We start from the raw sequence: 15108 nt of genomic DNA, 5'->3' as shown, positions 1-15108 counted from the left end.
TTGCTGCGCTAATTTTCGGATATATAATTTATCCTGTACTTAGCAAATACTACTTAACAAAATCCATAAGGTTTTTGGCAGTTTTGCCACTTTTTCTGCTGGATTCATATGCATCATAATTGCTTACAAGCCAAGATAAAGCCTGGACTTCAATAGTTATGATGCAAGCGACTAACTAGATGACATGATTGGTTCTCAGTTTTTTTATTTTTTATTTAAATAGATTTAAATATGCATGATCTCGGATATTTGCCAGATGTATTACGTTTACTGTGCGCATCAATTTTTGTGGTTGTTTTATTGCATAGGTTAAAAATTAGCCCTGTACTTGGTTACCTAATCGTCGGTGCGATGATTGGAGAACACGGATTTAATTTAATAGCAGAGCCTTCCTATGCTGCTGCACTTGCTGAATTTGGAGTTGTATTTCTTTTATTTGTCATTGGTCTTGAGTTGACAGTTGAAAGATTAATTAAGATGCGCTTGCATGTATTCGGTTTTGGAGGGTTACAGCTTATTTTAACGACCACTATATTGATAGCTATATTCCATTTTATATTGAGTAGTTGGGTTAAGATAGATTTCTATGTCGCAATAGTGATCTCCGCTGCGCTTTCGCTATCTTCTACTGCAATCATATTAAAAGTACTGGCAGAAGGTGGAAAACAGGCAACTTCAGTAGGAAGGCTATCTCTTGCTGTGTTACTGATGCAAGATTTTGCAGTTGTGCCTCTGCTTGCCATACTACCAATCCTCGGAAAACAAGAGGGAAATATTCTGTTTACAATAGAGATTGCAGGATTGAAAGCTCTTGGTGCGATACTTGTTATAACGGTTTGTGGCAGACTTTTTCTGCGGCCGTTTTTTTCTTTGATAGCATCTGTAAAAACAGATGAAGTATATGTCACAACTACTCTGTTAATAGTTCTAGGAGCTGCTTGGATTACTAGTGAACTTGGTCTTTCCACAGCTATGGGAGCGTTTATAGCTGGTCTCTTGATTGCAGAAACAGAGTATAGAAATAGGGTTGAGGATAGTATAATGCCGTTTCAAGGCTTATTTATGAGTCTTTTCTTCTTGAGTGTTGGGATGTCTATAGATTGGAGGTTTATTGTAGAACATCTACGTGGCGTTTTATTATTTTCTGGCGCACTGATATCGATAAAATTTATTATTATGCTAATGCTATGCATGCTTTTCAGAATGCGTCTAGGACTTTCGCTACATGCTGCATTATTGCTCTCACAAGGAAGTGAATTTGCTTTCATATTGTTTGGTCTAGCTGTAAAACAAGGATCGATAGATCAAAGTACAGGGCAGTTTCTTCTAATGGCAGTTGCAATCACTATGGCAGTTACACCTCTACTTTCTATAATAGGGAATAAGATTGAGGAACACCTTGATACGCAAGAATCGTTTGATGGGAATCAAGAGTTTAAAGGTGTTAGCGATTTAAGTGAGCATGTAGTGATAGCAGGATTTGGCAGAGTTGGTCGAGTTGTTGCTTATATGCTGCAGCAAGAACAAATTAGCTACATAGCAGTTGACAGTAATGCTATGCTTGCAAGAAGAGCAAGATCCGAAGGCTTTCCAGTATATCACGGTGACTTAAGTGATTCAGATACATTAAAAGCAATAGGGGCAGACAGGGCTGCAGCTGTGATTTTGACAATGAGTGATAAAGTTTCTATTCGCAAATCCACAAAGAATATACATGCGAATTATAAAAATCTCACATTAGTAAGTAGAGTTGAAGATCTCAAGCATAGCAAAGGTATCAAAAAATTAGGGGCTTCTGAGACTGTACCAACTACAATTGAAACTGGTCTACAACTTGGCGGAGTGATACTCAAAAACCTTGGAGTAATAGACCAAGTTGTATTGGCTATAAAAGAAAAAATAAGAAAAAATAATTATGCCTTAACAGAAGAAATAGAATTATTTGAATAAACAGAGCATGTCTTTAAAAGTCAATCAATATAACTAAAGCGCTATATACCGCCTATTTTATTGCTATAACATGCATATTATGAACTGTTATGCTACAAAAGAATGTGCCAATTATGAATTGAAAAGCATTTTTCAAGAGATGAAGCAAAACTATAAGATAGATTTTAGTCATAAAAAGAAAGTAGCACATGCTACATGTGTGATTTTGACAATGCATGACATGCTATGCTATAATTCACACCAAGCACACTTTAATAATTGGTGGCATTTGTTAATAAATAAAAGAATAGTGAAATGATAGCACCTTTAATGCCAAAGGCCACTGCTGTGTGGTTGATACAAAATACTACGCTCACTTTCGAACAAATAGCAGATTTCTGCCACTTGCATGTGGCTGAAGTGACTGGAATAGCCGATGGAGATGTTGCCAAGGGTATAATAGGTGTTGATCCAGTAACAATGGGACAGCTCGAGAAAGACGAGATATTACGTTGTCAAAACGATAGCGCACTAAGACTTAGATTGCTGGCTGATATGCAGAATATTATTTCACAGCAAAAGAGGAAGAGCAAATATACTCCTGTGGCAAAGAGAAATAGCAAACCTGACGCTGTGATGTGGCTGCTGAAGAATTGCCCAGAATTAACCGAAGCTCAAATAGTAAAGCTAATTGGAACAACAAAGTCTACTATACAATCTGTAAAGAATAAAACACACTGGAATTACCAAAATATAAAGGCTAAAGATCCAGTGATACTTGGACTTTGTACGCAGACAGAGCTTAATGCTGTATATGGTGTTGTGAAGCAAAAAGCTGAGTCTAGTAAAAGATCAGGATCTGATGACGTGCCTCTATCATGACTCAAACATATCCACCTATAATATCTGGAATTTTAAAGGCTTGCAGTAAAGCTTCCGTGAGATTGATACGCGACTTTTCAGAATTAGAGAAGTTGCAGATCTCTAAAAAGGGTTTATCTGATTTTGTCACTCAGGCAGATGTCAAAACCGAAGAGTTGCTCGTATCAGAGCTCGGACGTCTAAAGCCAGGTTGCTCTTTTCTGCTCGAGGAAACAGGTGAGAGGCACAGCAATAGTAGTGAAGATAGCGCTGCAGCAGCTTACAGGTGGATAGTCGATCCAATTGATGGAACAGTGAATTTTATGCATGGCAATCCAAATTTTTGCATTTCCATCGCACTTGAAAGAACGGCAGCTGCTTCATCTGCAAAGGAGATAGTTTCTGCTGTGATTCACTGTCCTTTCTTGCATGAGTCTTACTGGGCAGAAAAGGGGAAAGGAGCTTATCATATCAATTATATTGGTCAACAATCTAGAATGCGTGTTGGGATGAGACCAAATTTCTTGGCAACGTTGTGTGGAATTAGCAGCATTACGCAACTGAGATCTGATGATATACAGCTTATTTTAAATAAATTACAAGAAAATCACGTAAAAATGAGGATTTCAGGATCGATTGCACTGGATCTTGCGTATGTTGCTTGTGGTAGACTTGATATGGCTGTATACTCAAAACTGAAGCCTTGGGATATAGCAGCTGGGCTATTATTAATACGTGAAGCTGGAGGAGTGGTGCGCAATATAGTAGGCAATACTCCATTTGATGATGGCGCAAGTATTATAACGTCTAATACAGATCTTTGTGATAAGATTATTAGTTAAGTTGTTGCGTAAGCTGAAGAATAGGATATAGCATCATATTAGTAAATGGTTTATGCTTTTTCTTACTTAGATACATGCATGTAAAAACTTTTTATGAAAAAGAAGAAAATATCCAGCATAGAGCGCATATGTATAGCAAGCGGCATTAAGATGACGCAGCAGAGGAGGGTGGTTGCCAAAGTTTTATTAGAGTCAAAAGACCATCCAGATATAGATGAGATTCACAAAAGGGCCCACAAGATGGATCCTAATATCAGCTTAACGACAGTTTATAGAACGATGAATGTATTTGAAGAATGCGGTGCAGTTCAAAAGCTGGAAATAAAAGATAGCAAGTCAAGGTATGAACCTATTGATAATACAAGCGAAAGAGAACATCATCATCACTTAGTGGATGTAGAGACTGGTGAAATTATAGAGTTTTATGATTGCAATCTTGAAGAATTAAAGGTATCGATAGCAAGAAACCTTGGGTATAAGCTTGTTGATCATAGGCTGGAGTTGTACGGTGTGAAGATTAAAAAATGAAGTTTTTATTTCAAAAAAATTGAAAAAATATTATTTAAATGTGAGTTGCTATTGCAATTCGCATTTAGCGCTGTTATAATTCCGCCGTCCGGGTTACTTAATTCGCGAGCAAATCAAAATATGTATAGTAAAATCCGCAATTTTAAGCTTGGTAACACAATATCAGGCGTTCTTCTGATGGTGTTGCACGCAGCTTCGATGGCTGCATTGTATATTGCTGCGAAGAACCTAATGCATGATATTCCACCTAAGCAAGTAGCTTTCTTATATAAATTCAGCATTTTGATCGCTGTAATACCTTGGTGTATGAAAGGTGGATTTATTAATAATCTTCGTACCACTCGTTTAGGAGTACATATAACTAGGGGCACATTCAGTGTGCTGGGTTCTCTTTGTTTTTTCTATGGGCTTTCAAAGGTTGAAGCAATGGACGCGGCGGCTGTTGCATATCTGGAAAATGCCTTGGTCCTAACTGCTGGCGTATTATATTTCAAAGAAAGGCTTACATTTGCAAAAGTGGTGTTGATTACATTTGGTGTTGTAGGAGTATTGTTTGTAATTAAGCCAGGATTTCAAGAATTCAATAATCACTATATATACCTGTTCTTAGCTCTAGTATTTTGGGCTATAAATAATGTGGCCATCAAGATTTTAGGCAAAACTGAGCGGACAAAACCTCAATTATTTTATACGATGCTTGTAGGCTCCATACTATCATTCCCGCTCGCGCTCAAAGTCTGGCAACCTCTTGAGTTTGCACATCTTAAGTATATAGCTTTTTTATCAATTTTTCATATCATTCATGTTGTCGCACTATTTAAGGCATTTAAATTCGCTGATGTTTCTATTGTGATGCCTTTTGATTATCTAAGATTGATTTTTACTGGTGTACTAGGGTTTATGTTTCTCGGTGAAGTCCCAGATAAATATTCAATCATTGGTTATTGTTTGATAATATTTGGTGGTTTATACCTTATTCAGTCTGAAGCCAAGAAAAAAGGCTTTACACAGGAAAGTGAACGTAAAGCGCTTGCTATTGAAGAAGTGCATAGAAAGAGAAGAGAGCGAATAAAGATGAAAAAAAAGATGGCAAAGATAGAGAAAGACAAATGATATTCTATGGCCCTGCCTTAAATAAGTGCACGCGCATGAATTTGAAGGACATAATTTTTTAGAGAATCAGTTCATTTCTGAGTCATATATTATATATATTTACGAAGAAATTAACGAAGTAATACCAACTCTCACAAATCACAGCATATATTTGCTGTGTATTTTTTTAGAAAATTTAAGATGAGATTTGAGATCTGCAAAATGACTTCACCAGCACTGCCATATTTCTGATAAATGAAGAGTTGGTATTTATTATATGTATAATATACATATGAAGTTAGATTGCAAAAAGAGCTAAGAAGTATTGCATCATAGCTCTAAAAAGCGGAGGATTTATATTGGTTACAAGCCATTATAGTGGACTGAAATCCGGCGGAAAAAATGGCAAAATTCACAAAACCATTATGGATTTTGTGAAATAGTATTTGTAAATATCAGATAAACTATATACGAGAATTAATGCAGGACTCTATAAAAGCTCATTTTTCTACATTTAACTTTCTGCAAAAATTGATTCGTGTAACAAATCGATTTTTGACAGACAAGCTAAGAAGAATATGGATGGATGTGTATACAAAATATATAAGGAACATTCTAAAGGTGCCAATTTTGAAAAGTATGACTAGTATATTTATGCATCAGAAAAATTTGCACACTAGACCTCTTGCATAACCTATTTAAAGCTCAAAGTTATAGATACCAGCAAGTAAATTAAACCTTAAACCGAATCGTTTTCTTCTGTTCCTATAACGATCAGCGATAATTTTAAATCGTTTGATCATGCCTATGACGTTTTCATTTAAAACACGTTCACTAGACAATTGACGATTTTTCTTTTTATCTTTCCTGCTTAGTGGTCGCTTTTTTGTCTTTTTCTTTGGTAACTCTGAATTATAATGCAACTTATCAATGCCTTGATAACCAGTATCTGTAAGAACTTTAATCTCAGGGTGGATGTGAACTCCGGATTCTTTAAATAACCTGAAATCATGACGCTTGCCATTAGAAAAATTAGTGCAAATGATTTCTTTTTTCCTTTTATCCACAATAAGCTGAGTTTTTAGAGTATGTCGCCTCTTTTTTCCCGAATAAAAGTGCTTCTGTTTTTTTTAGGTCGTTCTATCGGTGTTTCAGTAGCATCAATTAACACAAGTTCGTATTCAGAATCGCTTTTTAGTAATGCTTTACGTCCAGGTAGTGAAAATCGTTTATCTTTAATTAGAGTATCTTCAATCCAACGTATATTACGATAACAGGCACTTTCACTTATTCCATAACTGCGGGAAATATGAAAATATGTCCTGTATTCACGCAAGTACTCAAGCGTCATGAGTAATCGATCTTCTAAAGCCAATTTATTGGGTTTTCCACCTTGAGACTTTAAAATAGCTTCAGCTTCTTTTAATATACTTAGTATAACTTCAAACGTTCCTCGTTTAATGCCAGTAAGCCTGCGAAACTCTTCTGCGTATTCATCTTTGATGTTTTCAAACTTCATGTTATCCTTGATAAAATCAAGGATTTTAATCAATTTATATGGTTATGCAAGAGGTCTACTGTAATGTGAAATTTGATTGTATGTCATAATACTTTAGGAAATAGAGCTGAATTAAGTTGAATGATTATTCTGCTCTAGCAGCAGTGTTCCGCTTCACAAGTTGATGATTGAGTTTCTTAAAGCAACTGAAGCAATTTTTGTGTTTCAAAAGAAATGGCTAAAAATATATGAAAAACACTGCATTATACAGCTTCATTAGGTTGATTGCTATGGACAAAATAATTTATGGAGACTAGAATCTCATAGTATTGCTACTAGTGTTAACTTTTTTGATTTTTTACTAGTGCTATAAATTTAAATGCTAAGATTTCATTGTACCTTATCTTAATTGCAATTTTATAATTGATCTCAAGCAAAGTTTGAGGATTTCTATATAAACGACAAAGATAACGCGTATCACATGTGTTCAAATAAGCTATTATACTAATTATTTTATCGGTTTTAGAGCAGGAAAATGATACTACTTTGTGATTTAAGGTTCTAGCATTGTAGATGTTAATTTTGATGAGTAAAGTGAAAGATTATTCACATTAGTGATTATTGGGTTTGGATGCGTAAACATAAGATAGTTGGTTCGGCAATAGTTGGCAACATAATTGAATATTACGATTTTGGTATTTATGCTGTATTTGTGCCAACAATAGGGAGATTATTTTTTCCTGCACATGATCCGTTCATACAATTGCTTTTAGCTTTCGCTATATTCGCATTTGGTTTTTTAATGCGACCGCTTGGTGGAGTCATTTTTGGACATATAGGAGATAAAATCGGCAGAAAGACAGCATTAACAGCCTCTATTCTTGGTATGGCTTTTGCTACTTTTTGTATAGGTTTACTTCCTTCTTATGAAAAAATAGGAATATTTGCGCCGTTCTTGCTTGTGCTAATAAGACTAATACAGGGTGTATGTATTGGTGGTGAAGGTGCAGGCTCTGCTATTTTTATTTTAGAACATCTTGATGGGTATAAACCTGGACTTATTGGAAGTCTTGTTATGGCTTCTAACATGATTGGAACACTCTTCGCAACATTTATTGGCTTAATTGTCACTCATTTCTTTGGCAATGATGACTTTAGCTGGAGGTATTGCTTTCTCTTTGGCGGAGTAATTGGGCTGTCTGGTCTTTATCTAAGGCATAGCATAGATGAAACTCCTGCATTTAGAGCTAGAACTAATAAAAACGCAGTAGTTCCAATAATAGAGGTATTGCGGAAAAAATGGCGTAGAATATGGATAGTAGCTTGCATAGGGGGTGTTGCAACGTCTGTTGCTTATACTATTCGTGGATATCTTGCAGTGTTTTTTGTTGAATATACACATTACACTCATCTTGAAGCTTTATATCTTACTTCTCTTGCAGTGTTAACTTTTATAATTATATTGCCTGTGTTTGGTCTTGCTGCGGACAAAATAGGCTATTCCAGATTTCTGCATATTAGTTGCTATGCTGTGATTTTTACAGCTCTGCCAATATTCTTATTGCTTAGTCATCAAGACGCAGCACATGTGTTGCTTGGAACTTTCGGGATTAGCATACTGGCAGCTGCAGTATCTGCCCCGGCCTATCCATATGCTATACAACATTTTACCCCTTCACTTAGATATTCTGGCGTTGCTTTTAGTTGGAATATAGGCAATGCTTTATTTGGTGGAACAGCGCCTGGTATAGAAACCATTTTTGCTGAGAAATTTGGGCCGCATGCGCCTGCATATTACCTTATAGCGATAGCAGTAATTTTCTTACTTGTTAATTATGCTATTAAATATAGCGCTAAACTATAGCTTTAATAAGGTAGCATGCGCGCCAAAAATCTCGAAAGCGCGCATAAAATAGCGCTTTAAATCTGTAGGAAAATGTTATAATAAACGCAAAAAAACTTACGGATAGACTAAGTATATACTCTTTATCAGAGTGATATTTATACAATATTCCCAAGTAATACTCCGTCAGAACTGAGTTCCGTAAGAGATATTTCGAGTACTTTCCCAATTAAATCACGATTTTTTGATTCCGCGCCAGCAATACGCACCTGAGAGAAGTCTTCAGCTCTTCCAGCTCCATTTTTTTCAATCAATACTTTTGCTCGTTTTCCTACACTGTTTTTATAATGATTGAGCACTTTCGTATTACAAAGCGATCTTAGAGCTTTTGCTCTCTCTCTCCTGACTTCTTTTGCTACCTGTGGCATTCTGCTAGCAGGAGTATTTTGGCGTTCCGAATATGGAAATACATGCATAAAAATAATATCGAGTTCAGATAATAGATCATAAGTATTCTGAAACATCAGATCGCTTTCTGTAGGAAAGCCAGCTATAATATCTGCACCAAATGTTATTTCAGGTCTCAATTCCTTAATTTTGTAGTAGAAGTTTTTTATATCTTCTCTTAAATGGCGTCGTTTCATTCTCTTTAATACCATGTCGTCTCCAGATTGCAAACTCAAATGAATATTTGGCATCATTCTGGAATCTGAAGCAAAGAGTTTGATTAGCTCTTCATCTACTTCAGCTACGTCTATCGAAGATAATCTCAGCCTTTGCAAATTGGGAACTCCATCTAAAAGTGATTTAACTGCAACTCCTAAACTAAGCTTTTCAGGTAAATCATTCCCATAATCAGTAATATCAACCCCTGTTAATACTATCTCATTGTATCCCCTATCAACCAAGATCTTAGCCTGATCAATTATATCTGTTACTGGTACACTTCTACTATTTCCTCTTGCATATGGTATAATACAAAATGTACATCTGTGGTTGCAACCATTTTGAATTTGTAAAAAGCCTCTAACATTATTTTCGAAACCATCTATTAGATGCAAAGCAGTATCACTAACTGACATTATATCATTAACAGAAATTTTTTGTGCTTGTGCTATAGTATCATTGCTATCAGAACTAAGATTCTTATAAGATTCTACGCTTAACTTCTCCTGGTTCCCTATAACACGTAAAACACCGGGCATCGCTGCGTATTTAAGAGGGTCAAGCTGTGCAGCACAGCCTGTTACAACGATCTTTAAATCAGGGTTTTCTTTATGAGCTTTTCTGATAGCTTGTCGTAGTTGCCTCTCAGCTTCAGCTGTGATAGCACAGCTATTCATAACCAAGACATCATCTCCAGCTTTTAGACTAGATAAATGTTTCCTGATTAGTTCACTTTCGTAGATATTAAGGCGACACCCAAAGGTTAATACTTTTTCATTCATAAAAACTACTTGCGGTTTAAGCCGTTTTCCGTTCACTAGAACTATTTTTAATATGCTTACGTCTCTCTGAGTCAGAAGGGTAGTACTTCATAGCTTTTATATGCACAAGTAGCAAAAAGCTAAACCCAGCTATAACAACAAGCGCAGCAAGATAGAGATTAAATTTGCTAAGCACAACAGTGGTAATAAGTATCATCATTGCGACAATCAAATGACAAAACTGACCAAATCTGATTACATTGCTCTTGTTTTTAAAGTAGAGCTCTTGCCTTTTATGCCTATTTGCTTGTTCGCTCTGCATCATATCCATAAGCTTTTGCGTAATTCCTGGAGCCATTTCTTCGTAATTTTCTAGCAAAGCTAGTGGTGGTAATATAGAGAAATCTTGGTGATTCTGCTTATAACTCTGACCAAACCTACTTCTGTGGTAGTTACCTTTTTTCATGCTTCCCCATTAATTTTGTAAGCGCTCCCTCAAGTTCCCTGCGCACCATTCTGCAATCAGATATGAATGGATTAAAATCGTTTCTGTATATACCATAACATGAAATAAATTTATAGTAGAACGCCTGCGCAAAAGCAAAGCCTTTAAGTAGGACTTTCATTTTAAAAGCACATACATCATTACACTCACTAGGCGGCTTAGATCGCATAAACCCCTACTGCCTTCTGCAAAGTATTACTTGCACTGTATAAAACGCTTACCATTTTTATCTAAAATAAATATATCTTCTGAAGAAATATAATAATGATTTTATAAATTATGTATATTATGGCATCTTGAATACAAAGCTCCTCTTCTAAAATCCCGCTTCTAAGAATAGAGCATCTTCTTTTTGCCTCAGGCTTATAATCAAGCGGTGATGTTAAGTAGTCATATTAATCACTGCCATATATATGGTTTTTAATCTTACTAAGTAATTCTCTATGCTCGCTAAGTTCTAAGTCACTAACTTTAAATTGTCTCTTATGACGAGTACCAGTACGACCAGTATTCTGCTCATGAGCAGAATAATCACTTCTCGCGCGCAGCTGCATTATAGACTGCTCAGGAGCAAGCATTCTAAGATAAACCATAGCAAGGAGCTCAGAATCTACAAGTGCGCTATGCTTCTCTCGCGTATGCAAACTAATGTTGAATCTGCGGCAAAGTGCATCAAGACTATACTGAGAACCAGGAAATTTCTTCTTTGCTATTACCAGCGTATCAATAGCTCTATGCATAGGTAGAGTTGGAAATGCCATAATTGCCAGTTCATTATTCAAAAATTGCATATCAAACAACGCATTATGGATGATAAGTGAGCTATTCCCTATAAAGTTCAAAAAAGAACTCACGACAGATTTAAACAAAGGTTTATCAGCTAAAAATTCATCTGATATTCCATGCACTTCAAAAGCATTTGGCGCAACAGGTCTTTGTGGATTTATATACGCATGGAAGGTTTTACCAGTCTTCACTCTGTTTATTAATTCAACACAGCCAATTTCTATAATCCTATGCCCATCCTTTGCGCTAAGCCCTGTAGTCTCAGTGTCTAGCACCACTTCTCTCAAATTGTTCACAATTGTACAATGCCTCTAATTGATAGTTGAGTTCCAGATACAGTACCCACAGTAGACACTAAATAATCCGAGAAATTTGCTCTGTAATCATCTGACACTTGCATCATGACTGTAGCATGAAATTTTTCTTTTGTCATATTCTTTCGCTGCATGACTCTTTCGTATCTTGCCTCCATGCTTGAGATGGTAGATACTATAAAACAGCGTTCTGCAAATGCAAAAATTGGATAAAATTGTTCAGGAGCAATCTTCAGTTTTTCAAACAGCATCGGAATCTCTATAACTATGGATTTAGAAACGCCGTACTCCTGTTTTACCTTTCTAATAAAGTCCGCCCTTGCAGATCTGATATACTTATAGACTATATTCTCAAGTTGCTGTCTTTTGGCTGAATTCGCAAACACCACATCAGAAAGCTTTGCTCTATCTATTATAAAATGCTTGCACTGTGATTTATTATCTCCCGGCATTTTACATTCCGGAAAGTTCTCCAGCACCTCTTCAATAGCGCGCGCATCAGACTGTGTAATGCTTTTTGTTGCAGCGTCTGTATTGAAAGTAGCAAACCCGCAGTTTTTAAGAAAATTTAGAGTGAAAGTTTTTCCTGATGCAATACCGCCTGTGAGCAATATCATCTGTCCTTTATTTGGAGCGAGCTTGTCTATATTTGAGAACTTCTTCAATATAAGCTCACCATTCTTGATCAAAAGCATCCCAGAGTGCCATCAAATATACCGCAAAACTACACAACAAAAGTTTCCTCTGCTTTCTCAAAAATCACATACAACTATGGCACTGCCGGCAAAGTCGCTTTCGCAGACTCCTTTGGCCTGATTTTCAAGTATTACTTCGTTAATTTCTTCGCAAATAATATATAAGTATTTGACTCAGAAATTAACTGGCACTCTAAAAAATCATGCACTTCAAATCCCTTGCGCGGCTAATTACTTGAGCGCAAGTGCTATAACAATAAAAGATGCGCTAATTTAAGACGCAAGTTTTAATCCTATTATTGAAACAACCAATAGAACTAAACAAGCGACTCTTGCTATAGCAAATGGCTCCCCTAAAAAACAGATGCCAACAGCTGCAACACCAGCCGTTCCTATACCTGTCCATATAGCATACGCTGTGCCTACAGGAATGCTGCGCATAGCAAAAGAAAGGAAGACAAAGCTCAGAACCATTGAGATATAAAAAAGAGCAGACCATAAAAGATTTTTATGCCCATCCATCAACTTTAACGAGACAGCAAAGACAATCTCTAACATTCCAGCGATTATCAAATATACCCAAGACATTTATTATACTCCGTCTTATATTCTCTTTGATTCTTTAGCACAAGTGCATGCGATTAAAAGAGCATTTGTTGATTCCTTATACTAGGCACTGCCTGCATCTATATCGATCACTAACATTATGAATAAGGTTCTTGTACACGAGCTTGTTGTATTAGGTATAGCCTAAGTTGTTAGCAAAAAACAAGCATTGCTTAAATATTAATTTAAATTATTGCTATAATCACTTAGCTGCTAGTGTTGTTACTGCTTGCATAGTTGGTTGAATGATTGCTGCTGTCAGGACTTGTGAAACTGTGTTCTGTTTTTCTATGCATTATCCGCCCCTTAGTCAGGTCATAAAGGTTCATTTCAACTGTTACTTCATCACCAACAAGAACTTTTATTCGATTTTTTCTCATCTTCCCAGAAGTATAAGCGACTATTTGGTGCCCATTTTCCAACTCAACGCGAAATGTTGCGTTTGGAAGCATCTGCATAACTCTTCCCTTTAGCTCTATAAGTGATTCCTTGGACATATTAAACATTGATTAAATAAAATACCACTACGCTTCAAAAGTGAAGTCATGTAGTTTAGTAAATATCAGATTGTGAATTATTTTCTCTATTTTGTCAAGATAAGCATTGTGCAAACCTAAATTTGCTTGATGTTTGAAAAATAAAGTAATATGATTGAATTCCTATTTTCATGATGAGTTTATAAGTAACATTCTTCAAGGAATAGTAATTTTTGAGAAGAGTGTATTTTTTCTGGTTAGCTCATCTGATAAACATTTTAGCATTATGTAATAAAAAAATATGTGCACTCCACTTGTAGCATGGATGATGTGGTTCTTTTTAACTGCATTCTACGCTTATCAATATGTACTGCGAGTTTTAACTGCGACTGCTCTAGATGATTTAACGGCAAAGTTTAATGTTGGCGCGCTTGAAATAGGTAATTTTTCCGGGATCTACTACATAGGGTATGTACTTGCGCATCTCCCAATTGGTGTCGTAATTGATAGAATGGGACCAAAAAAAGTCCTTCCTGTATTTATAATTCTTACTTTTGCAGGATTGCTACCTCTGGTATATGTTGATAATTGGACTTATTCAGTAATCGGCAGATTGATAACTGGCATTGCATCATCTGCTTCCGTGCTTGGGCTGTTTAAAGTCGTAAATATAGGATTTGGTGAAAAAAAGTTCAGCAGAATGATAGGGATGTCAGTCACTATAGGGTTGATAGGAGCAATCAATGGAGGCACGCCAATTTCATATCTTTTACAAAAATTTGGATTTGAAAATGTAATCAATGCACTCTGCATATTTGGAGCGGTACTTGCGATTTTTACATATTTTAGCATCCCTAAGAATGTTGATATAAACTCCAGAGTTCATTCAAATGTATTGTCAGAGCTTAAATCAGTGCTCTTAAATCCTAGAGTTCTATACTTAAGCTTCCTTGGTGGTTTGATGATAGGTCCTCTAGAAGGATTTGCTGATGCTTGGGGGCCAAAATTTTTACAAGAGCTGTATGGATTATCTAAAGAGAATGCTGGTACCGCTGTTTCATTTATGTTCTTAGGCATGTGTTTTGGCTGCCCTATGCTTACTTACATAGCTGAAAAGTTAGATGCTTTCTATGGAATAATACTAATTTCTGCCTGTGTTATGCTTGTATGTTTTATTCTGATATTCATGGGAGTTGGAAATGTGGCATTCATGCATATACTGCTATTTGTGGCAGGGTTCTTCTCAGCATATCAAATTCTAATAGTCGGCAAAGTGCGAAACTTTACCTTACAAAACCTTGGTACCATAACTTCTGCAGTAGCAAATATGGTTATAATGATTTTTGGTTATGTTTTTCATAGTGCAATAGGAATCATAATACATAAGCTAAGCGGCAGTGGAATGGAAGAAGTAACCATCATGCTGTACGGACTATCTACCATACCAATGGCTCTTATGATATCAATACTTGGCATGTTGATATTGTTGCTGCGTAAAAAACAGTGGGGATACTAAATGTACAACTTTTATTTCCAAACAAATTTCAAATATTGTATCAAAATCTTTCTCAAGAATGCTGTTTATACGCGCATCATTTCATAATTAGTCAAGGCTATAAGGAAAGATAGTAATATTTTATCACAAGCAAGAAATGCTAAAGTTTCTTGAAATGCACGAAAATAATTATACAATCTTATGTATAGTG

Annotated in this window: 15 protein-coding genes; 7 read left to right on the top strand and 8 right to left on the bottom strand. The window is 36.0% G+C overall.

The window, feature by feature from the left end:
- Positions 1 to 288: 288 nt before the first annotated feature.
- The 5 genes from AACL20_RS06655 (at position 289) to AACL20_RS06635 (ending at position 5273) form a co-directional block, all read left to right on the top strand.
- Positions 289 to 1950, top strand: coding sequence for a cation:proton antiporter (locus AACL20_RS06655; protein ID WP_410519909.1), 1662 nt, complete (start codon positions 289 to 291; stop codon positions 1948 to 1950).
- Positions 1951 to 2349: 399 nt separating this feature from the next.
- The gene (locus tag AACL20_RS06650; RefSeq protein WP_339052122.1) at positions 2350 to 2811 is read left to right on the top strand and encodes a DUF1013 domain-containing protein; all 462 of its coding nucleotides are present in this window, start codon (positions 2350 to 2352) and stop codon (positions 2809 to 2811) included.
- Positions 2808 to 3632, top strand: a complete 825-nt coding sequence (locus AACL20_RS06645; protein WP_339052121.1) for an inositol monophosphatase — start codon at positions 2808 to 2810, stop codon at positions 3630 to 3632. Before AACL20_RS06650 ends, AACL20_RS06645 begins: the two co-directional genes overlap by 4 nt.
- A gap of 93 nt (positions 3633 to 3725) precedes the next feature.
- Positions 3726 to 4160 (top strand): transcriptional repressor, encoded by a 435-nt coding sequence (locus AACL20_RS06640; protein ID WP_339052120.1) that lies wholly within the window; start codon positions 3726 to 3728, stop codon positions 4158 to 4160.
- Positions 4161 to 4280: 120 nt separating this feature from the next.
- Positions 4281 to 5273, top strand: a complete 993-nt coding sequence (locus tag AACL20_RS06635; protein WP_339052119.1) for a DMT family transporter — start codon at positions 4281 to 4283, stop codon at positions 5271 to 5273.
- A gap of 677 nt (positions 5274 to 5950) precedes the next feature.
- Here AACL20_RS06635 and AACL20_RS06630 read toward each other — a convergent pair.
- A protein-coding gene (locus tag AACL20_RS06630) for an IS5 family transposase (RefSeq protein WP_339051669.1) occupies positions 5951 to 6771 on the bottom strand; the annotation gives its coding sequence in 2 pieces (ribosomal slippage) (positions 5951 to 6384 and positions 6384 to 6771; 822 coding nt in all).
- A 610-nt stretch (positions 6772 to 7381) separates the two neighbouring features.
- Between AACL20_RS06630 and AACL20_RS06625 the strand changes: the two genes are divergently transcribed.
- Positions 7382 to 8614 (top strand): MFS transporter, encoded by a 1233-nt coding sequence (locus AACL20_RS06625; protein ID WP_339052118.1) that lies wholly within the window; start codon positions 7382 to 7384, stop codon positions 8612 to 8614.
- Between the two features lie 137 nt (positions 8615 to 8751).
- Here AACL20_RS06625 and mtaB read toward each other — a convergent pair whose 3' ends face one another.
- The 7 genes from mtaB to infA all read right to left on the bottom strand — a co-directional run bounded on the left by mtaB (position 8752) and on the right by infA (position 13423).
- A complete protein-coding gene (gene mtaB / locus AACL20_RS06620; RefSeq protein WP_410519941.1) occupies positions 8752 to 10041 on the bottom strand; it encodes a tRNA (N(6)-L-threonylcarbamoyladenosine(37)-C(2))-methylthiotransferase MtaB in 1290 nt (429 codons plus the stop codon).
- 16 nt (positions 10042 to 10057) lie between these two features.
- The gene (locus tag AACL20_RS06615; protein ID WP_339052116.1) at positions 10058 to 10486 is read right to left on the bottom strand and encodes a DUF2335 domain-containing protein; all 429 of its coding nucleotides are present in this window, start codon (positions 10484 to 10486) and stop codon (positions 10058 to 10060) included.
- A complete protein-coding gene (locus tag AACL20_RS06610; protein WP_339052115.1) occupies positions 10473 to 10694 on the bottom strand; it encodes a hypothetical protein in 222 nt (73 codons plus the stop codon). The genes AACL20_RS06615 and AACL20_RS06610 overlap by 14 nt, the downstream gene beginning before the upstream one ends.
- A 226-nt stretch (positions 10695 to 10920) precedes the next feature.
- The gene (dnaQ, locus tag AACL20_RS06605) at positions 10921 to 11610 is read right to left on the bottom strand and encodes a DNA polymerase III subunit epsilon (RefSeq protein ID WP_339052699.1); all 690 of its coding nucleotides are present in this window, start codon (positions 11608 to 11610) and stop codon (positions 10921 to 10923) included.
- Positions 11604 to 12290 carry a dephospho-CoA kinase gene (gene coaE, locus AACL20_RS06600; RefSeq protein WP_339052114.1) on the bottom strand — a complete coding sequence of 229 codons (687 nt, stop codon included), beginning with the start codon at positions 12288 to 12290 and terminating at the stop codon, positions 11604 to 11606. Before coaE ends, dnaQ begins: the two co-directional genes overlap by 7 nt.
- 303 nt (positions 12291 to 12593) lie before the next feature.
- On the bottom strand, positions 12594 to 12908 hold the full coding sequence (locus AACL20_RS06595; RefSeq protein WP_339052113.1) for a multidrug efflux SMR transporter: 315 nt from the start codon (positions 12906 to 12908) through the stop codon (positions 12594 to 12596).
- Between the two features lie 224 nt (positions 12909 to 13132).
- Positions 13133 to 13423 (bottom strand): translation initiation factor IF-1, encoded by a 291-nt coding sequence (gene infA, locus AACL20_RS06590; protein ID WP_339042714.1) that lies wholly within the window; start codon positions 13421 to 13423, stop codon positions 13133 to 13135.
- Positions 13424 to 13703: 280 nt separating this feature from the next.
- Here infA and AACL20_RS06585 point away from each other — a divergent pair, with 280 nt between their 5' ends.
- Positions 13704 to 14918, top strand: a complete 1215-nt coding sequence (locus tag AACL20_RS06585) for an MFS transporter (RefSeq protein ID WP_339052112.1) — start codon at positions 13704 to 13706, stop codon at positions 14916 to 14918.
- The last annotated feature ends 190 nt before the right edge of the window (positions 14919 to 15108 follow it).

This window comes from Candidatus Lariskella endosymbiont of Epinotia ramella (assembly GCF_964019805.1).
Classification (GTDB): domain Bacteria; phylum Pseudomonadota; class Alphaproteobacteria; order Rickettsiales; family Midichloriaceae; genus Lariskella.
The sequence above is the reverse complement of the archived record's forward strand: the minus strand, read 5'-3'. Positions and strand labels throughout refer to the sequence as shown.

Coding starts and splice junctions, on each gene's coding strand:
- AACL20_RS06625 (WP_339052118.1), top strand. CDS start 7,382: ATGCGTAAACATAAGATAGTTGGTTCGGCAATAGTTGGCAACATAATT.
- AACL20_RS06615 (WP_339052116.1), bottom strand. CDS start 10,486: ATGAAAAAAGGTAACTACCACAGAAGTAGGTTTGGTCAGAGTTATAAG.
- AACL20_RS06640 (WP_339052120.1), top strand. CDS start 3,726: ATGAAAAAGAAGAAAATATCCAGCATAGAGCGCATATGTATAGCAAGC.
- AACL20_RS06610 (WP_339052115.1), bottom strand. CDS start 10,694: ATGCGATCTAAGCCGCCTAGTGAGTGTAATGATGTATGTGCTTTTAAA.
- mtaB (WP_410519941.1), bottom strand. CDS start 10,041: ATGAATGAAAAAGTATTAACCTTTGGGTGTCGCCTTAATATCTACGAA.
- AACL20_RS06645 (WP_339052121.1), top strand. CDS start 2,808: ATGACTCAAACATATCCACCTATAATATCTGGAATTTTAAAGGCTTGC.
- AACL20_RS06595 (WP_339052113.1), bottom strand. CDS start 12,908: ATGTCTTGGGTATATTTGATAATCGCTGGAATGTTAGAGATTGTCTTT.
- AACL20_RS06635 (WP_339052119.1), top strand. CDS start 4,281: ATGTATAGTAAAATCCGCAATTTTAAGCTTGGTAACACAATATCAGGC.
- AACL20_RS06585 (WP_339052112.1), top strand. CDS start 13,704: ATGTGCACTCCACTTGTAGCATGGATGATGTGGTTCTTTTTAACTGCA.
- infA (WP_339042714.1), bottom strand. CDS start 13,423: ATGTCCAAGGAATCACTTATAGAGCTAAAGGGAAGAGTTATGCAGATG.